This is a genomic window from Sphingomonas qomolangmaensis (genome assembly GCF_024496245.1).
Lineage (GTDB): Bacteria > Pseudomonadota > Alphaproteobacteria > Sphingomonadales > Sphingomonadaceae > Sphingomonas > Sphingomonas qomolangmaensis.
Genome location: NZ_CP101740.1, coordinates 379,432 through 403,236 on the forward strand (window position 1 = coordinate 379,432; position 23,805 = coordinate 403,236).

At 67.5% G+C, this 23,805-nt stretch carries 24 protein-coding genes; 8 read left to right on the plus strand and 16 right to left on the minus strand.

Annotated features, from left to right (window positions below):
• The first annotated feature begins 3 nt into the window (after window positions 1-3).
• Window positions 4-873, plus strand: a complete 870-nt coding sequence (gene galU / locus NMP03_RS01915; RefSeq protein WP_256506858.1) for a UTP--glucose-1-phosphate uridylyltransferase GalU — start codon at window positions 4-6, stop codon at window positions 871-873.
• On the opposite strand, the gene NMP03_RS01920 is transcribed toward galU, so the two are convergent.
• The 10 genes from NMP03_RS01920 to NMP03_RS01965 form a co-directional block, all read right to left on the minus strand.
• Window positions 870-1,223 carry a peroxiredoxin gene (locus NMP03_RS01920; RefSeq protein WP_256506859.1) on the minus strand — a complete coding sequence of 118 codons (354 nt, stop codon included), beginning with the start codon at window positions 1,221-1,223 and terminating at the stop codon, window positions 870-872. The two genes, galU and NMP03_RS01920, sit on opposite strands and share 4 nt — an antisense overlap.
• Window positions 1,199-1,954: a metallophosphoesterase family protein gene (locus NMP03_RS01925; protein WP_256506860.1), complete on the minus strand. Its 756-nt coding sequence runs from the start codon at window positions 1,952-1,954 to the stop codon at window positions 1,199-1,201. The genes NMP03_RS01920 and NMP03_RS01925 overlap by 25 nt, the downstream gene beginning before the upstream one ends.
• 61 nt (window positions 1,955-2,015) lie before the next feature.
• Complete coding sequence (locus NMP03_RS01930) at window positions 2,016-2,771, minus strand: HesA/MoeB/ThiF family protein (protein WP_256507979.1); 756 nt, start codon at window positions 2,769-2,771, stop codon at window positions 2,016-2,018.
• On the minus strand, window positions 2,768-3,172 hold the full coding sequence (locus NMP03_RS01935; RefSeq protein ID WP_256506861.1) for a hypothetical protein: 405 nt from the start codon (window positions 3,170-3,172) through the stop codon (window positions 2,768-2,770). The genes NMP03_RS01930 and NMP03_RS01935 overlap by 4 nt, the downstream gene beginning before the upstream one ends.
• Entirely contained in the window at window positions 3,172-3,624 is a 453-nt protein-coding gene (gene dut / locus NMP03_RS01940; RefSeq protein WP_256506862.1) for a dUTP diphosphatase, read from the minus strand. Before dut ends, NMP03_RS01935 begins: the two co-directional genes overlap by 1 nt.
• Complete coding sequence (locus tag NMP03_RS01945; RefSeq protein WP_256506863.1) at window positions 3,621-4,433, minus strand: alpha/beta hydrolase; 813 nt, start codon at window positions 4,431-4,433, stop codon at window positions 3,621-3,623. Before NMP03_RS01945 ends, dut begins: the two co-directional genes overlap by 4 nt.
• Window positions 4,420-5,646 carry a bifunctional phosphopantothenoylcysteine decarboxylase/phosphopantothenate--cysteine ligase CoaBC gene (gene coaBC / locus NMP03_RS01950; protein ID WP_256506864.1) on the minus strand — a complete coding sequence of 409 codons (1,227 nt, stop codon included), beginning with the start codon at window positions 5,644-5,646 and terminating at the stop codon, window positions 4,420-4,422. The genes NMP03_RS01945 and coaBC overlap by 14 nt, the downstream gene beginning before the upstream one ends.
• On the minus strand, window positions 5,643-6,758 hold the full coding sequence (locus tag NMP03_RS01955; protein ID WP_256506865.1) for a hypothetical protein: 1,116 nt from the start codon (window positions 6,756-6,758) through the stop codon (window positions 5,643-5,645). The genes coaBC and NMP03_RS01955 overlap by 4 nt, the downstream gene beginning before the upstream one ends.
• On the minus strand, window positions 6,755-8,287 hold the full coding sequence (gene ubiB / locus NMP03_RS01960) for a 2-polyprenylphenol 6-hydroxylase (protein ID WP_256506866.1): 1,533 nt from the start codon (window positions 8,285-8,287) through the stop codon (window positions 6,755-6,757). Before ubiB ends, NMP03_RS01955 begins: the two co-directional genes overlap by 4 nt.
• A 127-nt stretch (window positions 8,288-8,414) precedes the next feature.
• Window positions 8,415-9,146 carry a class I SAM-dependent methyltransferase gene (locus NMP03_RS01965; RefSeq protein ID WP_256506867.1) on the minus strand — a complete coding sequence of 244 codons (732 nt, stop codon included), beginning with the start codon at window positions 9,144-9,146 and terminating at the stop codon, window positions 8,415-8,417.
• Window positions 9,147-9,235: 89 nt separating this feature from the next.
• Between NMP03_RS01965 and mutM the strand changes: the two genes are divergently transcribed.
• The 3 genes from mutM to dnaA all read left to right on the plus strand — a co-directional run bounded on the left by mutM (window position 9,236) and on the right by dnaA (window position 12,226).
• The gene (mutM, locus tag NMP03_RS01970) at window positions 9,236-10,048 is read left to right on the plus strand and encodes a bifunctional DNA-formamidopyrimidine glycosylase/DNA-(apurinic or apyrimidinic site) lyase (RefSeq protein WP_256506868.1); all 813 of its coding nucleotides are present in this window, start codon (window positions 9,236-9,238) and stop codon (window positions 10,046-10,048) included.
• A 97-nt stretch (window positions 10,049-10,145) separates the two neighbouring features.
• Window positions 10,146-10,409 (plus strand): 30S ribosomal protein S20, encoded by a 264-nt coding sequence (rpsT, locus tag NMP03_RS01975; protein WP_256506869.1) that lies wholly within the window; start codon window positions 10,146-10,148, stop codon window positions 10,407-10,409.
• Window positions 10,410-10,846: 437 nt separating this feature from the next.
• A complete protein-coding gene (gene dnaA / locus NMP03_RS01980; RefSeq protein ID WP_256506870.1) occupies window positions 10,847-12,226 on the plus strand; it encodes a chromosomal replication initiator protein DnaA in 1,380 nt (459 codons plus the stop codon).
• Between the two features lie 35 nt (window positions 12,227-12,261).
• Here dnaA and trpS read toward each other — a convergent pair whose 3' ends face one another.
• The 3 genes from trpS to secB form a co-directional block, all read right to left on the minus strand.
• Window positions 12,262-13,269 carry a tryptophan--tRNA ligase gene (gene trpS, locus NMP03_RS01985; RefSeq protein WP_256506871.1) on the minus strand — a complete coding sequence of 336 codons (1,008 nt, stop codon included), beginning with the start codon at window positions 13,267-13,269 and terminating at the stop codon, window positions 12,262-12,264.
• Between the two features lie 16 nt (window positions 13,270-13,285).
• Window positions 13,286-14,845 (minus strand): murein biosynthesis integral membrane protein MurJ, encoded by a 1,560-nt coding sequence (gene murJ, locus NMP03_RS01990; protein ID WP_256506872.1) that lies wholly within the window; start codon window positions 14,843-14,845, stop codon window positions 13,286-13,288.
• Between the two features lie 148 nt (window positions 14,846-14,993).
• Window positions 14,994-15,515: a protein-export chaperone SecB gene (gene secB / locus NMP03_RS01995; RefSeq protein ID WP_256506873.1), complete on the minus strand. Its 522-nt coding sequence runs from the start codon at window positions 15,513-15,515 to the stop codon at window positions 14,994-14,996.
• Window positions 15,516-15,720: 205 nt separating this feature from the next.
• Here secB and NMP03_RS02000 point away from each other — a divergent pair, with 205 nt between their 5' ends.
• From NMP03_RS02000 to NMP03_RS02015, 4 genes are all read left to right on the plus strand, one after another.
• Window positions 15,721-16,341 (plus strand): Tim44/TimA family putative adaptor protein, encoded by a 621-nt coding sequence (locus tag NMP03_RS02000; RefSeq protein ID WP_256506874.1) that lies wholly within the window; start codon window positions 15,721-15,723, stop codon window positions 16,339-16,341.
• A gap of 25 nt (window positions 16,342-16,366) precedes the next feature.
• Window positions 16,367-17,611: a murein transglycosylase A gene (gene mltA / locus NMP03_RS02005; RefSeq protein WP_256506875.1), complete on the plus strand. Its 1,245-nt coding sequence runs from the start codon at window positions 16,367-16,369 to the stop codon at window positions 17,609-17,611.
• Between the two features lie 31 nt (window positions 17,612-17,642).
• The gene (locus NMP03_RS02010; RefSeq protein ID WP_256506876.1) at window positions 17,643-18,179 is read left to right on the plus strand and encodes a Smr/MutS family protein; all 537 of its coding nucleotides are present in this window, start codon (window positions 17,643-17,645) and stop codon (window positions 18,177-18,179) included.
• A 107-nt stretch (window positions 18,180-18,286) separates the two neighbouring features.
• Entirely contained in the window at window positions 18,287-19,960 is a 1,674-nt protein-coding gene (locus tag NMP03_RS02015; protein WP_256506877.1) for a putative bifunctional diguanylate cyclase/phosphodiesterase, read from the plus strand.
• Here NMP03_RS02015 and dapE read toward each other — a convergent pair.
• The 3 genes from dapE to NMP03_RS02030 all read right to left on the minus strand — a co-directional run bounded on the left by dapE (window position 19,938) and on the right by NMP03_RS02030 (window position 23,683).
• Window positions 19,938-21,059, minus strand: coding sequence for a succinyl-diaminopimelate desuccinylase (dapE, locus tag NMP03_RS02020; protein ID WP_256506878.1), 1,122 nt, complete (start codon window positions 21,057-21,059; stop codon window positions 19,938-19,940). The two genes, NMP03_RS02015 and dapE, sit on opposite strands and share 23 nt — an antisense overlap.
• A gap of 48 nt (window positions 21,060-21,107) precedes the next feature.
• Window positions 21,108-22,895 carry a putative bifunctional diguanylate cyclase/phosphodiesterase gene (locus NMP03_RS02025; RefSeq protein ID WP_256506879.1) on the minus strand — a complete coding sequence of 596 codons (1,788 nt, stop codon included), beginning with the start codon at window positions 22,893-22,895 and terminating at the stop codon, window positions 21,108-21,110.
• 119 nt (window positions 22,896-23,014) lie between these two features.
• Complete coding sequence (locus tag NMP03_RS02030) at window positions 23,015-23,683, minus strand: glutathione S-transferase family protein (RefSeq protein ID WP_256506880.1); 669 nt, start codon at window positions 23,681-23,683, stop codon at window positions 23,015-23,017.
• Window positions 23,684-23,805 lie beyond the last annotated feature (122 nt).

The following is a 23,805-nucleotide window of genomic DNA, read 5'->3' on the forward strand; positions in this document are numbered from 1 at the left end:
CCCATGGCGCAAAAGCCGCTTCGCAAGGCCGTATTTCCCGTCGGCGGGCTTGGCACCAGGTTTCTTCCGGCGACCAAGGCGATCCCCAAGGAGATGATGCCCGTCGTCGATCGCCCGCTGATCCAATATGCCGTCGACGAAGCGATCGAGGCGGGGATCGAGCAGATGATCTTCGTCACCGGGCGCGGCAAGTCGGCGATCGAGGATCATTTCGACATCGCCTATGAGCTCGAAGCGACGATGAAGGCGCGCGGCAAGTCGCTCGACATTCTCGACGCGACGCGGCTCACGCCGGGCAATGTCGCCTATGTCCGCCAGCAGGAGCCGATGGGGCTCGGCCATGCGGTGTGGTGCGCGCGCGATATCGTCGGCGACGAGCCCTTCGCGATCTTCCTGGCCGACGAGCTGATGGTGGGCCAGCCGGGCTGCATGAAGCAGATGGTCGATGCCTATAATCGCGTCGGCGGCAACGTCGTGTGCGGCTATGAAGTGCCCGACGACGAGACCGATCGCTATGGCATCGTCGAACCCGGCGCGGTCGATGGCCAGCTGGTCGAGGTCAAGAGCCTGGTCGAAAAGCCCAAGCTGGGCACCGCGCCGTCCAACCTGATGATCCCCGGTCGCTACATCCTGCAGCCCGAGGTGATGCGCATCCTCGAGACGCAGGAGGCCGGCGCGGGCAACGAGATCCAGCTGACCGATGCGATGGCGCAGCTGATCGGCAAGCAGCCGTTCCACGCCTTCAAGTTCGGCGGCGATCGCTATGATTGCGGCGACAAGGCGGGCTATATCCAGGCCAATCTGGCGCTGGCAGTGGCACGCGACGACATCGGCCCCAAGGTCCGCGCCTTCGCGCAGCAGCTGCTGGACTAAACGGCGATCAGTCGTTCCTCGCCGGTCTCGGCGAGGAACGACACCAGCCCGCCCGCTTCGATCTCGGGCGGCAACGCCAGGCCGAGCGCGGCGAGGCCGGTCTGGCACGCTACCAGCCGCACACCCATTTCGAGCATGCCCGCGATCGCACCGTCGTCCTCGGCGAGTAAGCCGGTGGCCGCTTCGTGAAGATACAGCGCGGTCCGCCGTCCGAGCGCGGCATTGGCCTGCGCTATTGCTGCGGCCGCGCGCCAGCGCTCGACGTCGGCGGTCACGACGATGATCGCCAGCGCGCCGGCCTCGGTCGCAACCGGCGGCGTGTCGGTCAGTCGAGCGTCGACAGGAACCATCGCTCGGTGCCTTGCAGGCCGATCGCGGTGAGCCGGCCCGATCCATAGGCACCGGTGTCGATTCCGATCCGCCAGCGCCGCTCGTCGACGGCTTCGGTCACGGTATGACCGTGCACCACCACATGGCTGAGGCTACCGCGATGGCTCAGAAAGGGTTCGCGAATCCAGAACAGGTCCGATGTCCGCTGCTCGTCGAGCGGCACGTCGGGGCGGATGCCGGCATGGACGAACAGATAGTCGCCGAACACCAGCATCGTCTCGAACCCCTCGATGAACGCGCGATGCTCGTCGGAGACCAGCGTCGGCAGATGCGCTTCGAGATCGTCCCAGGTCGCTTCGTCGAACTGGGCGGGGGACATGCCGTAGCTCTGCATCGTCTCGCGCCCGCCGGCGCGTGCGAACACCTTGAGCGCATCGCGTTCGCCCGCCAGCGCGCCGAGGAACAATTCCTCGTGATTGCCCGTCAGGAAACGCGGCGTTGCCCAGTCGAGCGACAAGGTGCGCAGCTTTTCGATCACACCCGCCGAATCGGGACCGCGATCCATCAGGTCGCCCAGGAAGATCAGATGCGTCTCGGCGGCAGGACGCCCGGCATTGTCGTGCTCGATCTTGGCGAGCAACGTTTCGGTCTCGGCCAGACAGCCATGGATGTCGCCGATCGCGTAGACGCGCTGGCCTTCGGGGATCCGGCTTTGCTTGGGCTTGGTCTTGCGAAAAATGCGCTGGATCATCTCGGTCTTGCTGTAAGGAGTCGGCCCCAAACGGATGTCGGGGCATAAAGTGCCGCGACCGCTATGTCACCGCACAAGCGGGGCAGCCTGGGTCTTTGGGCAACGTCAGCGTTCGGAACCGCATCGACAAGGCGTCGGCGAGCAATAGCTTGCCCGCCATGTCGTCGCCGAAGGGCACGATCGTCCGGATCACCTCGATCGCGGCGAGGCTGCCGATCGTCCCGGTCATCGCGCCGAGCACGCCCTGATCGGCGCAGCTGATGTCGGCGCGGTCGGGGTCGCTGCCGACGAAACAGCGATAGCAGGGGCGATCGGGCTCCCAGCCGCGATACACCGCCAGCTGCCCCTCGAACGCGCCGATCGCCGCCGATACCAGCGGGATTCGCAGCTGGAGCGCGGTATCGGCGACCGCAAGCCGGGTGGCGAAATTGTCGCTGCCGTCGAGCACGCAGTCGGCGCCGCCGAGCAGATCGGCGGCGTTGGCGGCATCGATCCGGACCGCGCGCGGCGCCGGGGTCACATCGGGGTTCAGCCGGCGCAGCGCCGCTGCCGCGGCTTCGACCTTTAGCCGCCCGATATCGTCGGTGCCGAACAACGTCTGGCGCTGGAGGTTCGATCGGTCGACGCGATCGTCGTCGATGATCGTCAGCCGCCCGATCCCGGCGGCGGCGAGATATTGCAGCGCGGGCGAACCGATACCGCCGGCGCCGATCACCACCACATGCGCCGCCAGCAGCCGAATCTGTCCGCCGCCGCCGATCTCGCGCAGGATGATGTGGCGCGCGTAGCGATCGAGTTGCTGGTCGGTAAGCGTCAGATCGGCCATTCGAAGGTCATGGTGGCACGGTACCAGCGCGGTGCGGCGGTCACCCGCGCGGGCAGGTTGTTGCGCGCGAAGCCTAGCACCAGCCCCGCAGCATATTGCTCGACCGTCGGGCAGTCGATCGCGCGCGGGATCGTCACCCGCGCGCCGAATTCGGGGGTTACCAGCACCGCGATGTCGACCTGCATCGCCTGCCGAGTCGCGCCGAACAAATTGGGCTTGCAGCGGCCGGCCTTCACTTCGCCGACGACAAAGGCGGTGATCTGCGGGCTGATCGTCGGCGGCTCGCGATAGGACAACGCCGGCAGCTCCTCCCACGCGATCGTCTGGCCGGGCCGCGAGGGCAGCGGCAGCGCCGGCGGGATCGCCTGCGCCAGGAGCAGCGCCCACAGCATCAGCGCCCCGTCGACCCGAAGCCGCCGGCGCCGCGTGCGGTCTCGTCGAGCGTCTCGACCTCGGCGACGGTGGCGGCCTGCACGGCCGCGGGCACCAGCTGCGCGATCCGCTCGCCGCGAACGACCTCGAACGCCTCGGTGCCCAGATTGGCAAGGATCACCTTCACCTCGCCGCGATAGTCGCTGTCGATCGTCCCCGGCGTGTTGAGGCAGGTGATGCCGTGCTTGAGCGCTAGCCCCGAGCGCGGACGGACCTGCACCTCATACCCCTCAGGGATCGCGATTCCGAAGCCGGTCGCCACCGCATGCCGCGCGCCCGGCGCGAGCATGACCGTCTCGGCCGCGACGATGTCCATCCCCGCAGCGCCCTGCGTCGCATAGGCCGGCAGCGGCAGGCCCTGGCCGTGCGGCAGGCGCTTGAGCGCGATACGGATCGGGGGAAGGGCGGTCATCGGGTCGCTACCTGGCTTGGCACCGGTCGCGCGAGGCGGGCAAGCGCCTGCAGCGTCTCGGTATCGTTCAAAATGTCGTGGCCGCGCCCCGGCAGCCGGCGAAAGTCGATCGCGATCCCGCGCAGCGCCAGCGCCTCGGCATAGGTGCCCGCGATCCGCGGCGGGGTGATCCGGTCATTCTCCCCCACCATGATCGCGGTACGCGTCGTCACCGCGATCCCGCCGACGGTCTGCAGCGGATCGAGGCTCTCGACCGGGCGGTTGAACCCCTTGCCGGGCCTGGCTTTCGCCATCATCGCGCGCCATTCGGGCAGGGTGCAGGGGCAGCCGACGAGCAGCATCCCGTCGACGAGCCTGGGCCGGGTGCCCGCAAGGTTGGCGACCAGCGCCGCGCCGCCGCCGTCGCCGACCAAAATGGTGCGCGCGCGCGGATAACGCTGGCGGTGCGCGGCGACGGTTTCGCCGAGCAGCCGGACGATCTCGGCGGTATAGGCATCGCCATTGCCCGCGCCGCGCAGCCCGGGCGACACAATCCCGCCGGTGCTGCCATAGCCGGGACGCAGCAGCGCGACGACCGCGGCATCGGGGATCGCCGCCGCCGCCCGCTCGGCGAACCCGGCATGCGACGGCGCGGTGTCGGTATCGTCATGGACGACGATCACCAGCGTCTCGACCTTGGCGGGCTTGACGCTGCCGAAGGTCGTGCCCGCAAGCGGCGGTTCGAGCATCGCGGCGCGCGGCGTGGCGGCGCAACCGGCTAGCAGCAGCACGGGGGTGAGCAAGGCGGGGAGCAGGCTAGAGCAGCGCATCGGCGATCCTGTCGGCTAGCCGCGCTGCAACGGTGGCCTTTGGCAGGCGCTCCCATTGCTCGACGCCGAGCGCGGTCACGAGGTGGACGGTATTGGCGTCGCCGCCCATCACGTCGCCCGATACGTCGTTGGCGACGATCCAGTCGGCATGTTTGGCGGTGCGCTTGGCGGCGGCGTGGCCGAGGACATTCTCGGTCTCGGCGGCAAAGCCGATCAGCAGGCGCGGGCGGTCGGGGCTCGCCCCCAGCGTTGCGAGAATATCCGGATTGGGAACGAGCGCGAGCGCGGGCTGCATCGTGCCCTTTTTGAGCTTCTGGTCCGCGGTCGCCTCGACCCGCCAGTCGGCGACTGCGGCGACCATCACCGCGGCGTCGGCGGGGAGCGCGGCGGCGACCGCATCGGCCATTTCGCGCGCGGTCTCGACATCGACGCGATCGACCGCGGCAGGGGTGGGGAGGGTCACCGGCCCCGCCACCAGCGTCACCCGCGCGCCGCGCTCGGCCAGCGCCTGCGCGATCGCGAAGCCCTGGCGGCCCGACGAACGGTTGGCGATGTAGCGGACGGGGTCGATCGGCTCATGCGTCGGGCCGGCGGTAACGAGAACGTGTTTGCCCGCGAGCGAGCGCGCGCGCTGTTCCACCGTTCGTGCTGAGCTTGTCGAAGCATCGTCCTTCGTCTCGCCGAAGAGTGCGCGCTGTATCGCCGCCAGGATCACCGCCGGCTCGGGCAACCGCCCCGGACCGAACTCGCCGCACGCCATCGCGCCTTCGTCGGGCTCGATCACGCCCACGCCGTCGGCGCGCAACTGCGCGACGTTACGGATCGTCGCGGCATGCTGCCACATCCGCACGTTCATCGCGGGCGCGGCGAGCACCGGCTTGTCGGTCGCCAGCAGCAAGGTCGTCGCCAGATCGTCGGCGATCCCCGCTGCCATCCGTGCCAGCAGGTCGGCGGTAGCGGGGACGACAACGACCAGATCGGCTTCGCGGCTGAGCTGGATATGCCCCATCTCGGCCTCGTCCTTCAGATCCCACAGGCTGGTGTGGACCGGGGCCTCGGACAAGGCCGCGAGCGTCATCGGGGTGACGAACTGCGCGCCGCCGTCGGTGAGGACGCAGCGCACGCCGATCCCGGCCTTGCGCGCGAGCCGGATCAGCTCGCAGGCCTTGTACGCGGCAATGCCGCCGCCGACGATCAGCAGGATGCGCTTCATCGCACGATCCTCTGCACCCGCACGCGCCGCCTGTCGAGCGCGGCGACGCCCAGGTCGCGCAGGCTGTCGGGCACGAACACCAGTCCGACGAGCAGCAACGGCGCCGCCATCACTCCCCAATAAAAGGTATCGAGCCGGCCGAAGGTGGCGATCACCACCGCATAGCCCGCCAACGTCGCGGCGACGCGAAGCCCCAGCGGGTCGCGCCAGCCGAGCCAGCCGAACAGCGCGAGCGCGACCAGCGGCGCTGCGATCGACAACGGTATCGCTTGCAGCGCGGTGGCGAGCGTGATCGACCGGACGAACAGCCCGAATCCATGGAGCCCCGACCATCCCCCCGATGCGGGATCGAACGGGGTGGTTATCCCGGCGACCGCGATCGCGTGGAAGGTGAGCGCCACGCCGAACAGCCCGATCGCCGCGCCCCAGCCCAGCGCCTCGCGCCGTTCGCCCTCGGTCCAGGCGAACACCGCCATGACGACCAGATAGACCAAAGCGGTTTCGCGGATCAGCACCGCCATCAGCCCGATCGCGGCGGCGCTCACCCAGCTCCCGGGGCGCCGCAGCCCCAGCGACAGCGCGATCAGCGGTGCCGCCCAGAATTCGTGGAATGCCCATAGGCTGGTCTGGACGAAGGCGATGAGCCCGCCCGCGAGCATCACCGCGGCGACCAGCAACGCCGGCGCGCTCCCCAAGGCTTCGGCGCGCAGGCGGTTGAGCCAGACCACGCCCGCGGCGGCGGCGATCGCGATCATCAGCGACCCGGCCAGGAAGGGCGGCAGGCTCGCCTGCACCACCGCGAGCGTGGGCAGGCGGAAGGTGACGAACGGGCGGAGCGGATAATTGCCAGAACGCAGCAAATCGGCGGCGACGCTGTAATAATCGCCGCCGGCGTGCAGCCCCGACACGATGCTTTCGTACAGCAGCAGGTCGCCATCGCCCGCCGCCGCATTGCTCGCGCCTCCGCTGGCGATCAGCGGCGGCAGGAACAGCGCCTGGAACGACAGCAGCACCAGCAGCAGCGCCAATGCCAGCAGCAGCCGCGCCTGTGTCTTGCCGAGCCCCGCGAACCGGCTGGGCGCGCGCAGCCACAACGGCGGCTTGTGCCTCATCCGATCGCGAACATCGCGCCCGCGCCCAGCGCGAGCCCTGCGGCGGCCACCAGCACATAGCGCCAGCCGCCGCCGACGCGGACGATCTGGATGTCGCGCAGCGGCGGGGCAGGCGGCGCGCCGCCCGGCGCGGGATAGCGAAGCTCGATGTTGCGGATGAGATCGGGCAGCCGCGCGAAGGTCTTGAGGTCGAGCATCAGCCGGTCGGCGAGCGCCGCCTCGGGCCCCAATTCGGTGCGGATCCATTCGCCGATGAAGGGCGCGCCGACGTCCCACAGGTTGACGTCGGGATCGAGGCTGGTCGCGACGCCCTCGACCATCACCATCGTCTTTTGCAGCAGCAGCAGATGCGGCTGGGTCTGCATGTCGAATTCGCGGGTGATGTTGAACAGGCTGTCGAGCATCATGCCGACCGACATGTCCTTGGTCGCCACCCCGCGCACCGGCTCGCCGACCGCACGCAAGGCGGTCGCGAACTCGGCCATATTGTGATGCGCGGGGACGTATCCCGCCTCGAAATGGATCTCGGCGACGCGCGTGTAGTTGCCGGTGATCAGACCGTACAGGATCTCGGCGAGCCAGACGCGCGCGCGCCGGTCGATCCGCCCCATGATGCCGAAATCGATCGCGGCGATCCGGCCGTCGGCCAGCGCGAACAAATTGCCCTGGTGCATGTCGGCGTGGAAGAAGCCCTCGGCGATCGCCTGGCGCAGGAACGCCTTCACGAGCGTCTGCGACAGCGCCGACAGGTCGTGCCCGGCGGCGAGCAGCGCCTGCTTGTCCGACAGCTTGATGCCGTCGATCCATTCGAGCGTCATCACCTTGCCGGTGGTGCGCTGCCAATCGATTTCGGGCACCATGAAATCGGGCTGCGCCTGCATGTTGTTCTTGAGCTCGGAGGCCGAGGCCGCCTCGCGCCGCAGGTCGAGCTCGCGCAGCGTCCAGCGCTTGAACTGGTCGATCGTCAGCCGCGGGCGAAGCCTGGCGAGCTCGCCGCCCATCTGCTCGATCTGCGCCGCCGCCCATTCATAGGTTTCGATCGCGCGGACGAACTCGGTCTCGACGCCGGGGCGGATGACCTTGATCGCCACGCGGCGGCCGTCGGTGGTGGTCGCGCGATGAACCTGCGCGATCGATGCGGCGCCGATCGGCGTCTCGTCGATATCGAGGAACAGCGATTCGAGCGGCTTCCCGAAGCTCGCCTTCATCGCCTCGCAGATCACCGAATAGGGCACCGGCGGCAGCGCGTCCTGCAAGCGAAGCAGGTCGTGCGCGGCGACGTCGCCGACCAGGTCGGGGCGGGTCGCGAGCGTCTGCCCCAGCTTGATCGCAGCGGGGCCGATCGCCTGGAACGCGTCGGCATAAGCCGGCACTTTGGGCACCCGCGCGCCGATCCGCGCTACCCGGCACAGCCGGCGAAGCGCCGGCGGGGTGTTGGGGTTGCGCTCGATCCCGGTCAGCGCGCCATGACGCGCCAGGATGCGACCCCATTTCAGCAGCCGCAGCAGATGGATGGCAGGCGCAGTCAACGGAAATCCCCCTCCCGCTTGCGGGAGGGGTTAGGGGAGGGCATGTCCGCAAACGTGGAGCTTGGTGGAGCCAAATCCCCACCCCCGGCCCCTCCCGCGAGCGGGAGGGGGGATGATGCGAACCCCATCAAATCTTCCAGCCGCTGTGGATCGCCACCAGCCCGCCCAGCATCGGCTCGACCTTGGTCTGGACGAAGCCCGCTTCGCCGATCATTGCCTCGAAGCGCGCCATGTCGGGAAAGCGGCGGATCGATTCGATCAGGTAGCGATAGCTGTCCTCGTCATTGGCGATCAGCTTGCCGAGCTTTGGCACCAGCCGGTGCGAATAGGCGTCGTACACCTCGGCAAAGCCCGGCCACAACGTCGTCGAGAATTCGAGGCAATAGAAGCGCCCGCCGCGCTTGAGCACGCGGTGCGCCTCGCGCAATGCCTTGGGGATGTCGGTCACGTTGCGGATGCCGAAGGCGATCGTATAGGCGTCGAAGAAGCGATCGGGGAAGCGCAGCGTCTCGGCATTCGCCTCGGTCCACACCAAGCCCGAAATGTCGCGCTTGGCGGCGCGCGCGATGCCGACGTCGAGCATCGCCGGGTTGATGTCGGCAACCGTGATCGCCGCATCCGATTCGACCATGCGAAAGGCGATGTCGCCGGTGCCGCCCGCCATGTCGAGGATCGTCTCGCCCGCGCGCGGCTTCACGCGGCGGACGAACACGTCCTTCCACACGCGATGCATGCCCGCCGACATGGCGTCGTTCATCGCGTCATATTTGCCGGCGACATTGGTGAAGACCTCGCCGACGCGGGCGGTCTTGGCGGTCGCTGCGATTTCTTCGTAGCCGAAGGAGACGGTGTCGGTCATGCCCGTCCAAATGGCGGTTTGCGACTGTCCTGCCAAGCCCAATGGCGACACTTGTGGCGGCGCGCCCGCGCGCCTAGCTCAAAGCCGGTATGCCAGAGCTTCCCGAAGTCGAGACCACGGTGCGTGGGCTGCGCCCCGTGCTCGAGGGGCGGCGGATCGTCGGCGTGCGCGCCAACCGCCCCGATCTGCGCCGCGCGATGCCCGTCGATCTGGGCCAGCGGCTGACCGGCGCGCGGGTCACGTCGCTCGGGCGGCGCGCCAAATATGGCCTGATCGACACCGATCGCGGCGACACCTTCGTCTTTCACCTCGGCATGTCGGGGCGGTGGCGGGTCGATCCGAGCGAGGATTTGATCCACGACCATCTGGTGCTCGAGACCGACGAGGGCAGGCGGCTGGCGCTCAACGATCCGCGGCGCTTCGGGTCGGTCGATCTGGTACCAACCGCCGACATCGCCAAGTGGGGTCCGTTCGCCGCGCTCGGCCCCGAGCCGCTGGACGAGGATTTCACCCCCGCGCATCTGGCGGCGGCGTTCGCCGATCGGATATCGCCGGTGAAGGCGCTGCTCCTCGACCAGCGCACCGTCGCCGGCCTTGGCAACATCTATGTGTGCGAGGCGCTGCACATGGCGGGCATCGCCCCCAACCGCGCCGGCGGGCGAATCGCCACCAGGCGAATCGCGCCGTTGGTCGCGGCGATCCGCGACGTGCTGGTCGCCGCGATCGAAGCCGGCGGCTCAACCTTGCGCGATTATGCACGCCCCGATGGCGAACTCGGCTATTTTTCCAAACAATGGCGCGTTTATGGTCGCGAGGGCGAATTATGCGGCTGCGGCACGGTGATTCGCCGGCGTGTCGAAGGCGGGCGATCGACCTTCTTTTGTCCGCAATGCCAGCGCTAAAGGTTGACCCCGACGACCAGCTTGGGTATGGGCCGCGCTTTCCCGGGCAATGGAGCTTCGTTCCACGCCCATCCCAATTAGCAGGTTCGAGGACGGCATGGCGAATACGCCACAGGCGAAAAAGCGTATCCGGCGCAACGAGCGTCGCGCAGAAATCAACGGTGCGAGGGTAAGCCGCATCCGCACCTTCGTAAAGAAGGCCGAAGCAGCCCTCGAATCGGGCGACAAGGTTGCCGCCACCGCAGCGATGGCAGCGATGCAGCCCGAACTGGCGCGCGGTGTCGCCAAGGGCGTCATGCATCGCAACACCGCTTCGCGGAAATTCTCGCGCTTGACCAAGCGACTGAGCGCGCTCGCCTAAACGCTTTCGCGTTGTCGAATGCTCAAACCCTGCCGGTTCGCCGGCGGGGTTTTTTGTCGTGTGCGTGGCGTAGGATGCGGTTTCCCGTTGCGTTTCGAGATGCATCGGCGCGAAACGAGGATAGTCCACGAGTCGGGCGGTGTCGGCTCGCTTAACAACACTGAAAAACGCTTGAAAACAGTGGTTTAGGCGATTTCCCAGCATTTCCGCGGGGGTGTCGAGTCAAGCGTTTTATATTTCAATTTCTTGACGTCGCAGGCTTGCTCGACTCACGATCGAGTTTCTAAACAGACCTCCCGCAGCGACAGGGTTGCACGCGGGGTTCAGCGAATCTTCGCAACCAGACGGAATAGTGTCTTCCGGCTGAGGGGGTTTTTGACTGTCGATGATGCGTCGCCGGAAGCACGTGCTTCCCGGCACAGGAGGGGTCTGTCCGCGTGAACGAGCAAGACGAGGCTGGCCGATCGGCGACACTGGCAACCGCCTGGGAACAGGTGCGTCGTAACCTGCGCGCCCAATCGGGTGCGAAGGTGTTCGACCAGTGGCTCAAGCCCGCGACGCTCGCCGACAGCTCGGACCTCGACTGCATCCGTATCGCGCTGCCGTCGCCGTTCATGACCAACTATGTGAAGGGCCATTATGCCGAGCGGCTACTGCTCGAGTTCCGCACGATGCTACCCGGGGTCCGCGCGGTGTCGGTCGAGACGCTGAGTGCCGCGCCAGCGCCGCGCCGTGTGCTGAGCGAGGCCGCGCCCGTCGCCGCGGCGGTCGCGCAGGCGGTGCCCGTCACCGAGCGATTCGCCTTTGATCCGCGCTTCACCTTCGATCGCTTCGTCGCCGATACCTCGAACCGGGTGGCGCTCAACGCAGCCAAGGCGCTCGCCGACCGCAACCCGCCGCAGTTCAGCCCGCTCTACATCCACAGCGCGACGGGGCAGGGCAAGACGCATCTGTGCCACGCGATCGGTCACGCCTTCCAGGAGGCCAATCCCGGTGCGACAGCGATCTACATGCCGGCCGAGCGGTTCATGTTCGAATTCGTCAAGGCGGTGCGCGCGCGCGACACCTTCAGCTTCAAGGAGCGGCTGCGCGGCGTCGACCTGCTGATGATCGACGACTTGCAGTTCATCGCGGGCAAGGATTCGACGCAGGAGGAATGCTTCCACACCGTCAACGAATTCATGACGATGGGCAAGAGGCTGGTGATCGCCGCCGATCGCTCGCCCCAGCATCTCGACGGGGTCGAGCCGCGGCTGGTCAGCCGATTGGGCGCCGGCCTGGTCACCGACATCAAGCCGCCCGAGTTCGGGCTGCGCCGCGCGATCCTCGACGCCAAGCTGCGCGAGATGCCGCAGGTTGCGGTGCCCGACGAGGTGCTCGAACTGCTGGCGATGCGGATCAACACCAACATCCGCGAGCTCGAAGGCGCGCTCAACCGGCTGGTCGCCTATGCCCAGCTGATCGGCGAGACGGTGACGATGGACTTCGCGCTCCAGACCTTGGGCGAAGTGCTGCGCGGGGCACAGCGCCGCGTGACGATCGACGACATCCAGAAGGCGGTGTCGGCGCATTTCGAGATGAAGCAGCTCGACCTGATTTCCGATCGTCGCGCAGTGGCGGTGGCGCGCCCACGCCAGATCGCGATGTACCTCGCCAAGCGGCTGACGACGCGCAGCCTGCCCGAGATCGGCCGTAAATTCGGCAACCGCGACCATTCGACGGTGATCCACGCGGTGAAGCGGATCGAAGACCTCCGCGGCAAGGATCGGGAGATCGACGGTGCGGTACGCAGCTTGATGCGGCAACTGGAAGGCTGAGCGCTGAGCGCCCCTCGCTGAAAGGGAGGAGAGCGTTAGCTGACCTGAAGCCCCAGCGCTTCCTGCGCCGCGCGCAGCGTCGGAGCCGCCAGCGTCCGCGCCTTCTCAGCACCCTTGCGTAGTTCGGCAGCTACTTCGTCGCGGTTCGCCAGCAACTGGGTCAGTCGATCGCGGATCGGACCCAGCGTTGCTACCGTCAGGTCGGCCAGCGCCGGCTTGAACGCACCGAAGCCCTGGCCTGCGAACTCGGCGACGACGTCGTCGGTCCCGCGCCCGGCCAGCGCGGCGTAGATCGTCACCAGATTGCGTGCCTCGGGACGCTCGGCGAGTCCCGCCATCGTCTCGGGCAGCACATCGGCGTCGCTCTTGGCCTTGCGTAGCTTGGCGACGATGGTGTCGTCGTCGTCGATCAGGTTGATCCGGCTCATGTCCGACGGGTCGGACTTCGACATCTTGGCGCTGCCGTCGCGCAGCGACATGATGCGCGGGGCGGCGGCCGAAATCAGCGGCTCGGGCAGCGGGAACAGCTCGACGGCGAAATCGGTGTTGAACTTGGTCGCGACGTCGCGTGCGAGCTCGAGATGCTGCTTCTGGTCCTCGCCCACCGGTACGTGCGTGGCGCGGTACAGCAATACGTCGGCGGCTTGCAGCACCGGATAGGTGAACAGGCCGACGCTGGCACCTTCGCGGTTCTTGCCCGCCTTGTCCTTCCACTGCGTCATGCGGTTGAGCCAGCCCATCCGCGCGGTGCCGCCCAGCAGCCACGCGAGCTCGCTATGTTCGGGCACGCGCGCCTGGTTGAACAGAATCGCGCGGTCGGTGTCGATGCCTGCGGCGATCAGCGTGGCGGCCATCTCTACAGTCGTGCGCGCGAGCTCCTTGGGGTCCTGCGTCACCGTCAGCGCGTGGAGGTCGGCGAGAAAGAACAGGCAGTCGTCGCCGGGCTGCAGCGTGTCCTGCATCGCCACCCATTGGCGGATCGCGCCCAGATAATTGCCGAGGTGGAGGTTGCCGGTGGTCTGGATTCCCGAGACGATTCGCATGGATTCTTCTTCTGGTTCAAGCGGGGCGGCGGCGGAGCGCCTTGAGGTCCGACGGGCGATAGGCACCCGTCGCGAAACAGGCGGCGACATAGACCAGCCCGCCGCCCGCCACCAGCGCGCCGAGCCCGGCGATGCGGATCAGCAGGCTACCGGTGGTGTAGGGGTCGATCAGCCCGTCGAGCATGTAGAGCACGCCGCCCATCATAAGCGCAGCGACCGCGAGCCGGGGCAGGCGGCGCTTGAGCTGCGAATCGGCGACGAAATGGCCGCGCCGGCGCAGCATCCAGTAGAGTAGCGCCATGTTGACCAGCGCCGACACTGCGGTCGCGAGCGGCGGCCCCATGAAGCCTATGGTCGGGATCAGGACTAGGTTGCCGACGAGATTCACCGCTACCGCGATCATCGCGAAGCGCACCGGCGTCCTGGTGTCGCCGCGGGCGTAGAAGCCCGGGGTCAGCACCTTGATCATCACATAGGCGGGCAGACCGATCGAGAACGCCGACAGCGCCAGGGCGGCCGCGCGGGTGTCCTCGGCGGTGAAGGCGCCGTGCTGGAAGATGCCGCGGACGATGGGCTCGGCAGCGACCAGGAAGGCGACGGTGGCGGGGAGGGTGAGGAACAATGCGAGTTCAATCCCGCGATTCTGCGTTTCCATCGCCGCCTTGTCGTCACCCGACGCCAGCATCCGCGACAGCGTCGGCAGCAGGATGGTGCCAAGGCCGATGCCGATCATCCCCAGCGGCAACTGGTTCAGCCTGTCTGCATAATAAAGATAGGAGATCGACCCCGCCTCGAGCAGCCCGCCCGCCAGCGCGGTCGAAACCGCCAGGTTGATCTGCATCGCGCCGGCGCCGATCGCGGCGGGCAGGATCAGCCGCAGCAGTTCGCGCACGTCGTTGTCGATCCGCGGTAGCCGCAAACGAAGGCTGACGCCCGCGCGGCGGCAGGCGAGGATCAGCCATAGCAATTGCAGCGCGCCGCCGACGGTGACCGAGATCGCCTGCGCGCGCGCGGTTTCATAGGCGTTGTCGCCGTGGAAGAACCACAGCGCGGCGATCATCGCGATGTTGAGCAGGATCGGCGCGGCGGCGTTGGCCGCGAACTTACCGAGCGAGGTGAGGACGCCGCCGAGCAACGAGACGATGGAGATCAGTGCGAGATAGGGGATGGTGATCCGCGACAGTGTGACCGCGAAGGCGAATTCATCGGGGGTCGGGTTGTCGAAGCCGCCCGACAGCGCGAGCGTCAGCGGATCGGCGGCGATCATCAGCAGCGCGGTGAAGCCGATCAGGATCGGCAGCAGCAGCGCCAGCGCGCGCCCGGCGAAATCATACGCTGCGGCATAATCGCGCTCGGCGCCGACCTTGCGGTTGAACAGCGGGATGAACGCCGCGTTGAACGCACCCTCCGCAAACAGCGCGCGGAACATATTCGGCAACTTGAACGCGACCAGGAAGGCGTCGGACGCGAAGCTCGCGCCGACAAAGGTCGCCTGCAGCGAATCGCGCACCAGCGCGAGGACCCGGCTGACGAGCGTCAGGCCGCCAACCGATCCGAGCGCGCGGGTGAGGTTCATGGGGGCCTTCGAACTAAGCCCCTCCCTTCAAGGGAGGGGTTGGGATGGGTGGCGTGCTCGCGATACTGCGCCCTAAGCGCTGACGGATCGGTGCCTCCCGGACCCGACCCACCCCAATCCCTCCCTGAAAGGGAGGGGCTTCTAGCGCTCAAGCGTGGCCGATGCCTTCGCCTGCGATCTCGCCGGTTTCGGCGGCGGCGGCCTGCGCCTGCTGCTGGAAATACAGCGCACCGAAGTCGATCGGCTCGAGCAGCAGCGGCGGGAACCCGCCGTCGCGCACGGCGTCGGCGAGCACGCGGCGCGCGAAGGGGAACAGGATGCGCGGCGCTTCACCGAGCAGAAAGGGCTGGAGATGCTCGTTCGGGATGTTGCGCAGCCCGAACAACCCGGCGAACGACAGTTCGCACAGATACATCACCTGGCCCTCGATCTCGCCGCGCGCTTCGATCTTCAGCACGACCTCATGGACGTCCTCGCCCACCTGCGCCGCGCCGATGTTGAACTGCACGTCGAGCTTGGGCGCGCCCTGCACCTGGTAGATCGCGGGCGCATTGGGGTTTTCGAACGACAGGTCCTTCACATATTGCGACAGGACATTGGCCATCGGCGCCGAATCTTCGCCATTGGCGGCTGGCTGCCCGAAGCCCTCGATGTTCCCCTGCTCGTCCATCGGATAGGCCTTTCATGTGGTGGCGGGCACGCCCGGCGCACCGAATATTGGAAAGCGCGCCGACTAGCAGGGAGGCCGCGCCAGTTCAACGGCCCGGCCCTCGCCAAAATGACATCGGCGGCGCTATTTGAATCCCGTCGCCCTTGCGCCTATGTTGGGGATCGAACTCGTCGGAGGCACGGTGCTCTACGTTATTCTTCTTGCAATGGTTGCGGGCTTTCTGGCGCTGCGGCTCTATTCGGTCCTCGGCAAGCGCACGGGGCATGAACAGCCCTTGCCCAAGCCGGCGGAGGATCGCGTCGCCACGCTGCCGATGCCGCGCTCGATCGACCTGCCCGCCGAAACGCGCGACACCGTCAACCGGTTGATCGAGCCCAAGGCCGAAAGCGGGATCCGCGCGCTGGTCGCCGCCGATCCGTCGTTCGACCTGACGCAGTTCGTCGAGGGCGCGAAATCGGCGTATCGGATGATCCTCGAGGCCTATTGGAAGGGCGATCGCGAGACGCTCGAGTGGCTGGTGGAGCCCGACGTGAAGGCGGCGTTCGAAAGCGCGATCGACGCGCGTGCCGCCGCGGGCGAAACACTCGAGAACCGTCTGGTATCGATCGAGCGTGCGGTCGTGTCCGATGCCGCGGTCGATGGCTCGCTCGCGCGCGTCACGGTGCGGTTCGACGCCGATATCGCGGCGATCACGCGCGGTGCGGAGGGCAATGTCGTTGCGGGTTCGCTCAGCGACGCGGTCGAGACGCACGATGCGTGGACCTTCACCCGGCGGCTGCGCAGCGACGATCCCAATTGGAAGCTCGCCGAGACCGACGAAGTCTGAGCGCGATGGCGGGGGTTTGAGGAACATGCGGACCCGGGGGGGAGTCGCGCTGGCGTTGCTGCTGGCTTCGTGCAGCAACGCGATCGTTCCCGGGGGGATCGAGCCCGGGGCACCTGCTGTCGTCGAGCTTGCGGACGCGGCGCGCCGGCCGACCGCTGCCAAACCGCTCGATACGGTTCCCGCACCTGCCGCGCCCGCTACCGCGGTCAGCGCCGCGACGGCGGGAGTCGTCGCCGGCCCGGCGATCGCCTCGCTACCCGTCGACAGCGCAGCGGCCGCGCGCGCGCTCGCTGCTTTCCGCACGAGCTGCCCGTCGCTCCAGAAGCGCAATGACGTCACCGGGCTGACGCGCGGCAGCGACTGGGCCAGGCCCTGCGCCGATGCGCAGCGCGCTAGCGACGCGCGGACCTTCTTCTCGACTAGCTTCGAAGCGGTCCAGATCGCCGACGGGCGCGCCTTCGCGACCGGCTATTACGAGCCCGAGATCCGCGGCGCGCGCACCCGCCAGCGCGGCTATGAAACCCCGGTCTATGCCAAGCCCGCTGATCTGATCGACATCGATATGGGGCTGTTCGCGTCGGACCTTGCCGGACGCAAGTTCCGCGGGCGGGTGGAGGACGGCGCGTTCGTGCCCTATCACGACCGTACTCGAATCGAGGAAGGCGTGCTTGCGGGCAAGGGGCTCGAACTCGCCTGGGCCGCCGATCCGATCGAATTGTTCTTCCTGCAGGTGCAAGGATCGGGGCGGCTGCGGCTACCCGACGGATCGGTGATGCGGATCGGCTACGCCAGCCAGAACGGCCAACCCTATACCGGCATCGGCAAGCTGATGCGCGATCGCGGGCTGCTCCAGCCGGGACAGGCATCGATGCAGGGGATCATGGCGTATTTGCGCGCCAACTCCGCCGAGGGCCAGGCGATCATGCGCGAGAACAAGAGCTATGTGTTCTTCCGCGAACTGACCGGGCCAGGGCCGCTGGGGGCGATGGGGCTGCCGGTGACCCCGCGCGCGACCGTTGCCGCCGATCCGCGCTTCGTACCGCTAGGCGCACCGGTGTTCCTGTCGATGGATCGTCCCGACGCCAACGGAATCTGGGTAGCGCAGGATACCGGCGGCGCGATCAAGGGCGCCAACCGCTTCGATACCTTCTGGGGCGCGGGCGACGAGGCTCGTTCGACCGCGGGCGGCATGTCGGCGCGCGGCACCGCCTTCCTTTTGGTGCCGCGCGGCACCCTTGCACGGTTGCGCGGTGGTCAGCCGACGCCTTAGCCCCGAGGAAACCGCGCTATGGGCGCGGGTGATGGCATCGGTGCGTCCGATCGAGGGAAGGGCGAAGCCTGCCGCGCCGATCGCGGTACCGGTGGCAGCGCCGCCCCGGACCGCGCCGGTCAAATCGCCCCCGCCGAAATTCGTGAAGATCCGACCCGCGCCGGTTCCGGCTGCATTGGTCGCTGCGCGACCGCCGGCCCCGCCCAAGCCCGCGGCCAAGGCGACGCTCGACGGCGGCTGGGATAAGCGACTGGCGCGCGGCCTTGTCTCACCCGAAAGCTCGATCGACCTGCACGGCCACACGCTATCGACCGCGCATCGCGTGCTCGATGCCGGACTGGCCGATGCGATCACGCGTGGCGATCGGGTGCTGCTGCTTGTTACCGGCAAGCCACCGCGCGCCGATGCCGAGCGTCCTTATGGCCGGGGGGCGATTCGCGCGGCGATCGGCGACTGGCTCGCAGGCTCGCGCCATGCCGACCGGATCGCGGCGGTACGCGGCGCGCATCCGCGGCATGGTGGGGCGGGGGCGCTGTACATCGTCCTGCGCCGCGCGCGGACGGGCTAACGCCACTTCGGTGCTAACACGTCTGTTTTGTTAATCTATTTGCGCGATGTTTCGAGTCGCAGGAAGCCGTTTGTAACAGCGGCGGGCCAGGGGACTCACCGCCGACGATGCATGGCTTCTCGCTCACGAGCAGGGCGACCCTATTCGCGATCTGTGCAGGTGCGGCGGTGTTTGCCGTGTCGCTTGCGGCGGGCGCGAATCTGGTCGGGGCGCTTGCCGCTGCGAATGGCTGCGCGATGCTTTGCTGGGCTGCGGGGCGCCAGGTATTTGCTTCCTACGCAGATTCGCTCGATGCAGCGATTCAGCGGCTGGCGCGCGCGACCAATGGCGATCTGCTGAGCGCCATTCCCCCCGAGGTCGGTCGTACCGCGCCTGCGCTTGCCGGCGCGATGGACGGGTTGTTCCGCCAGCTGCACGGCAATTTCGAGCATGTCCACCGGCTGGCGATGTACGATCCGGTCACCGCGCTGCCCAACCGGATCAGCTTCCAGCGCTCGTGCGAGGCGATGCTGGCCACCGGACGCCCCGGTGACATCTCGGCATTGTTCTTCATCGATCTCGACCGCTTCAAGGCGGTGAACGATACGCTGGGCCATGCGAATGGCGACGTGTTGCTCGGGATGGTTGCCGACCGCATCCGCGGAATCGCCGATCGCCATGCCGCCAAGCCCGCCAAGCCCGCCAAGGCGCAGCCGTTGACCGGTCGTCTTGCGGGCGACGAGTTCACGATGTTCTTTCCCGCGCTTACCGATACCGAAGAGATCGAGCGGATCGGGCGCGCAATCCAGCACGCGCTGAGCCAGCCTTTCGCATTGTCCGACCAGGAAGTGCGGATCGGCGCGTCCATCGGTATCGCGATCCGGCCGCAGCATGGCACCGATCTCAACGATCTGATGCGCGCCGCCGACGCGGCGATGTATCATGCCAAGGCCACCGGTCGTGGCCACGCCGAATATTTCACCGACACGCTGGCGACCGAAATCGCGGCGCGCGCCAAGCTCGAGAGCGACCTGCGTGAGGCGACCCAGAAGCGGCAGTTCAGCCTGGTATTCCAGCCGCAAATCAGCGCGCAAGAGGGGCATATCGTCGGCGCCGAAGCGCTGCTGCGCTGGCAGCATCCCGAAGGCGAGCGACTGCCCGCGGCGTTCATCCAGCGCGCCGAGGAAACCGGGCTGATCGTCGAGATCGGCGAATGGGTCGTCGAATCGGTCGCGGCGACGATCGCGCGCTGGGCGCGGCTGGGCATCGAGAAGCGGATGGCGGTGAACATCAGCCCGCGGCAGATCGACCACGCGCAGTTCTTCCGCCGGCTGCGCGCGGCGATGCACAATGCGCAGGCGCCCGCGGCGCTGCTCGAGCTTGAGCTCAGCGAAACGCTGGCGATGACCTGCAGCGACGAGGTGATCGCCGCGATCGAAGCGCTGCGTGCCGATGGTGCGACGATCGCGATCGACGATTTTGGCACGGGCTATTCGAACCTGGCACGGCTGCGCGCGCTACCGATCGATCGGGTGAAGCTCGACCGAAGCCTGATCGAGAACGTCGCGACCCACCACGAAGCGCGGATCATCGCGCAGGCGGTGATCAGCCTGATCCACGGGCTGAATTGCGAGGCGGTGGCCGAAGGAATCGAATCGGCGGCGCAGGCGCAGGTGCTGCGAATCATCGGCTGCGACGTGTTGCAGGGCTATGCAGTGGCGCGGCCGATGCCCGAGGATATCTTCCTCGCCTGGGCGCAGACGCCGCGGATGCCGTTGCTCAGCCGAGCGTTCGCCGGATGATGTCGGCGTAGATCGCGCGCAGCGTGACGAGGTCGGCGACCGCGACCGCCTCGTCGAGCTTGTGCATCGTCGCGTTGCAGAGCCCGAATTCGACCACCGGGCAGAGCTTGGCCAGGAACCGCGCGTCCGAGGTGCCGCCGCTGGTCGATAGCGCGGGGCGGATGCCGGTGTGCGCTTCTACCGAATCGGCGACGATCATCGAGAGCCTGCCCGGCTGGGTGAGGAAGGCCTCGCCCGAAACCCGCGCGACGACGCTCGCCTCGGGCGCGTGGCGCCGGGCCAGCCCCTCGATCAGCGCCCCGAGCTCGGCGCCGCGATGCAGATCGTTGAAGCGGATGCTGATCCGCGCCGAGGCTTGCGCCGGGATGACGTTGGTCGCGGGATTGCCGACGGTGATGTCGGTCACTTCGATGTTCGAGGGCTGGAACCAGTCGGTGCCGTGATCGAGCGCGATCGAATCGATCTCGGCCAGGATCGCGACCAGCCGCGGGATCGGATTGTCGGCGAGGTGCGGGTAGGCGACGTGCCCTTGGCGGCCGGGGACGGTGATCCAGAGGTTCACCGATCCGCGGCGGCCGATCTTCATCATGTCGCCCAGGCAATCGACGCTGGTCGGCTCGCCGACGATGCAGAGGTCGGGCGCGATTCCCAGCGCCGCCATGCGGTCGATCAGCGCCGGGGTGCCGAAGGTCGCGGGGCCCTCTTCGTCGCCGGTGATGATCAGGCTCAGCGTGCCGCCCGGCTGTGGATCGGCGCAGGCGGCGACGAACGCGCCGATCGCGCCCTTCATGTCGACGGCGCCGCGGCCATAGAGGTGATCGCCGCGGATTTCGGGCGCGAACGGCGCGCTGGACCAGCCGGTGCCGGGGGGGACGACGTCGAGATGCCCGGCAAAGGCGAGGTGGGTGCCGCCCTCGCCGCGGGTGGCGAGGAGGTTTTCGACCGGCCCGTCGGGGGCCTCGCCCGCGACGAATCGATCGACCGCGAAGCCGAGTGGGACGAGCATCGCTTCGAGGATGTCGAACACCTGGCCGCGCGCCGGGGTGACGCTGTCGACGGCGAGGAGCGCGGTGGTGAGGGCGATCGGATCGTGGGTCATCGGCGGCGGCATCGCCCAAGCGTGGCTGCTGCGCAATCCCGTACGGTATCAGGCGGCGGCGCGGGCGGCGGCCTGGGTGGCGTACCAGCGTTCGAACTCGCCGACTTCCATCGGTCGTGCGAAGAAATAGCCCTGCGCCTCGTCGCAACCCATCTCGCACAACAAATCGGCGGCCTCGGCGGTTTCGACCCCTTCGGCGACCACGCGATAGCCTAGGTCGTGCGAGAGCGAGATCATCGAACACACTAGCGTCTGTTCGCGCTCGCCTTCGGTGAGGCGCCGGATGAACGACTGGTCGATCTTGACCACCCGCGCCGGTAGCTGCTGGAGATAGGCGAGGCTGCTCTGGCCGGTGCCGAAATCGTCGATCGCGATCGCGATGCCCGCGGCTTCGATCGCCGCCAGCTGGCTGAGCGAGCGCGCCTTGTTTTCCATCACCGCGCTCTCGGTCAGCTCGATCTCGAATGTATCGGGGGGCACCCGATGCTTCAACAGACCGAGCTGGAGCCGCTGCGCGAAGTCGCATTCGTCGAGATTGGCGGCCGACACGTTGATCGACAGCCGCATCGGCATGCCCGACGCCAGCCACGCACCTAGTTGCGCCAGTCCCGCATCGAGCACCTTGGCGGTGGTGGGTCGCGCCAGCGACGTCTGCTCGATGATCGGGATGAACTCTGCGGGTGATACCTCGCCGAGCGTCGGATGGTCCCACCGAAGCAATGCCTCGGCGCCGAGGCACCGCCGCGAGGCCAGGTCGACCCGCGGCTGATAGACCAGTCGCAGTTGCGCGCGCGCTTTGAGCGCCACGCCAAAATCCTCGAGCAGGGTAAAACGTCGGCGATGCGCCGAGTCTTCGGTGCACGAGTAAAAGCTGATGGCGGGTTCGAAATTGCACGCGTCGAGCGAAGCGCTGTACGCCAGGCGCAGCACGTCGTTCGGCGTCGATTCCCCGACGATGAACGGCGCGACGCCGATCATCCCGCTCAACCCGAACTTGGTCTCGGGTCCCTTGGCCAGCCGCAGCAGCAGCGATTCGAGCTGCCCACGATAGCTGCGCTCGTCGACCTCGGGCGGCGCCAAGAACACGAATTTGGTCGAGGCCACGTGATAGGCGGTCCGCTTCGAACCGAGCTTGGCGCGAAGCACTCGCGCGCCTTCCTGCACCAGCGTATCGATATAGGCCGAGCCGAGCGCGCGGACGCCATTATCGAGCTGGTCGGCGCGGGCGAGGTCGACCAGTACCGCGAGCCGGCGCGCTCCCGGGGTGTCGCGCGCCAGATCCTCGAGATCCTCGAGAAACTGGGTGCGGTTGGGCAGCCCGCTGAGCGGATCGATTCGCCCCATCGCATGCGTCAACTCGATCTGTGTCATCACCATCTCGGCGAGGTCGTTGAGCGATGCCATCTCGGCATCGGTCGCGCTGCGCGGTTCGGGGCCGAGCACGCAAAGCGCCCCCAGTCCGTAGCCGTCGCGCGTGGTCAGCGGGGCCCCTGCATAGAAGCGTACGCCCTGGTCGACCAAAATGCTGGTCGCGTAGCGGCGGTCGGCCGACAGATCGGGCACGACCAGCGGCGCGGTGCTCTCGGCAACCGCCGCGCAGGGCGCCTTGTCGCGCGGGATCGATTGATGCGCGACGCCGACGCGCGACTTGAACCATTGGCGATCGTGATCGGTCAGCGACACCGCCGATACCGGCAGGCCGAAGATCTGGCTGGCGAGCCGCGTAATCCGGTCGAACGCCTCGCTGGGCGAGGTGTCGAGCAGGTTCAGACGCCGTAACGCATCCAGCCGCGCTGCTTCATATCGATCGGCCATCAACCGATCATGGCCCGTCATGGCTAAAGAAAACGTATAGACCGACGGCCTATATCGTTATCATGGATCAACAAAATAGCCATATTGGCCCGAATCCCCGCGCGGTTACGAAGCCGGTACTCGAAGCGGCAAGGCTCGGTTCAGACCGTCGGCGCCTGCTCATATTGTTCGAGCACCCATTCCTCTTCCTGCGCGCAGGCGATCCAGTCCTGCATGCACGGATGCGCGATGACGGCGTTCATGTATGGCCCAGCGAAGCGCGCGAAGGGTAGCGAATAGGTGATGATCCGCGTCACGACCGGCGCGAACATGATGTCGACCGCACCCCATTTGCCGAACAGGAACTCGCCGTCGCCGCCGAAGCGCGCGCGTGCCTGCGCCCATAATTCCATGATCCGGCCTAGATCGGCCAATACATCGGCGTCGGGCTCCCCTGCCGCATAAACCTGGCGGATGTTCATCGGATGCTTGCGGCGGAGTGCGGCGTAGCTCGAATGCATTTCGGCCGCCATCGACCGCGCCATCGCGCGGGCGGCGGGATCGGCGGGCCAGAAGCGATCGTCGCCGGTCTTTTCGTTGAGATATTCGATGATCGCCAGACTGTCCCAGACGACTACGTCATCGTCCCAAAGGATCGGCACCTTGCCCGACGACGGGGCGAATTCATCGCCCTCGCGGCGCTGTTCCCAGGCCTGGTCGTACAGCGGCACCACGACCTCCTCGAAGGCCAGGCCCGCATGCTTGACCGCGAGCCAGCCGCGAAGCGACCATGACGAATAGGCCTTGTTGCCCAGGATAAGCTTTAGCATGCGCCGGGGGTAGCCGGGCGGGGGCGGCGGGGCAACCGGGCGGGTAGTTCCTTCTCCCCCCTCCCGCTTGCGGGAGGGGCCGGGGGTGGGCTTGTTCGCGCGGCGGCACCTGTCGCGATGCC

What these genes read in the sequence shown, in the direction of transcription:
- galU (WP_256506858.1), top strand. Translation starts at nt 4, where the DNA reads ATGGCGCAAAAGCCGCTTCGCAAGGCCGTATTTCCCGTCGGCGGGCTT.
- NMP03_RS01920 (WP_256506859.1), bottom strand. Translation starts at nt 1,223, where the DNA reads ATGGTTCCTGTCGACGCTCGACTGACCGACACGCCGCCGGTTGCGACC.
- NMP03_RS01925 (WP_256506860.1), bottom strand. Translation starts at nt 1,954, where the DNA reads ATGATCCAGCGCATTTTTCGCAAGACCAAGCCCAAGCAAAGCCGGATC.
- NMP03_RS01935 (WP_256506861.1), bottom strand. Translation starts at nt 3,172, where the DNA reads ATGCTGTGGGCGCTGCTCCTGGCGCAGGCGATCCCGCCGGCGCTGCCG.
- dut (WP_256506862.1), bottom strand. Translation starts at nt 3,624, where the DNA reads ATGACCGCCCTTCCCCCGATCCGTATCGCGCTCAAGCGCCTGCCGCAC.
- NMP03_RS01945 (WP_256506863.1), bottom strand. Translation starts at nt 4,433, where the DNA reads ATGCGCTGCTCTAGCCTGCTCCCCGCCTTGCTCACCCCCGTGCTGCTG.
- coaBC (WP_256506864.1), bottom strand. Translation starts at nt 5,646, where the DNA reads ATGAAGCGCATCCTGCTGATCGTCGGCGGCGGCATTGCCGCGTACAAG.
- NMP03_RS01955 (WP_256506865.1), bottom strand. Translation starts at nt 6,758, where the DNA reads ATGAGGCACAAGCCGCCGTTGTGGCTGCGCGCGCCCAGCCGGTTCGCG.
- NMP03_RS01965 (WP_256506867.1), bottom strand. Translation starts at nt 9,146, where the DNA reads ATGACCGACACCGTCTCCTTCGGCTACGAAGAAATCGCAGCGACCGCC.
- mutM (WP_256506868.1), top strand. Translation starts at nt 9,236, where the DNA reads ATGCCAGAGCTTCCCGAAGTCGAGACCACGGTGCGTGGGCTGCGCCCC.
- rpsT (WP_256506869.1), top strand. Translation starts at nt 10,146, where the DNA reads ATGGCGAATACGCCACAGGCGAAAAAGCGTATCCGGCGCAACGAGCGT.
- trpS (WP_256506871.1), bottom strand. Translation starts at nt 13,269, where the DNA reads ATGCGAATCGTCTCGGGAATCCAGACCACCGGCAACCTCCACCTCGGC.
- murJ (WP_256506872.1), bottom strand. Translation starts at nt 14,845, where the DNA reads ATGAACCTCACCCGCGCGCTCGGATCGGTTGGCGGCCTGACGCTCGTC.
- secB (WP_256506873.1), bottom strand. Translation starts at nt 15,515, where the DNA reads ATGGACGAGCAGGGGAACATCGAGGGCTTCGGGCAGCCAGCCGCCAAT.
- NMP03_RS02000 (WP_256506874.1), top strand. Translation starts at nt 15,721, where the DNA reads ATGGTTGCGGGCTTTCTGGCGCTGCGGCTCTATTCGGTCCTCGGCAAG.
- mltA (WP_256506875.1), top strand. Translation starts at nt 16,367, where the DNA reads ATGCGGACCCGGGGGGGAGTCGCGCTGGCGTTGCTGCTGGCTTCGTGC.
- NMP03_RS02010 (WP_256506876.1), top strand. Translation starts at nt 17,643, where the DNA reads ATGGCATCGGTGCGTCCGATCGAGGGAAGGGCGAAGCCTGCCGCGCCG.
- NMP03_RS02015 (WP_256506877.1), top strand. Translation starts at nt 18,287, where the DNA reads ATGCATGGCTTCTCGCTCACGAGCAGGGCGACCCTATTCGCGATCTGT.
- dapE (WP_256506878.1), bottom strand. Translation starts at nt 21,059, where the DNA reads ATGACCCACGATCCGATCGCCCTCACCACCGCGCTCCTCGCCGTCGAC.
- NMP03_RS02025 (WP_256506879.1), bottom strand. Translation starts at nt 22,895, where the DNA reads ATGACGGGCCATGATCGGTTGATGGCCGATCGATATGAAGCAGCGCGG.
- NMP03_RS02030 (WP_256506880.1), bottom strand. Translation starts at nt 23,683, where the DNA reads ATGCTAAAGCTTATCCTGGGCAACAAGGCCTATTCGTCATGGTCGCTT.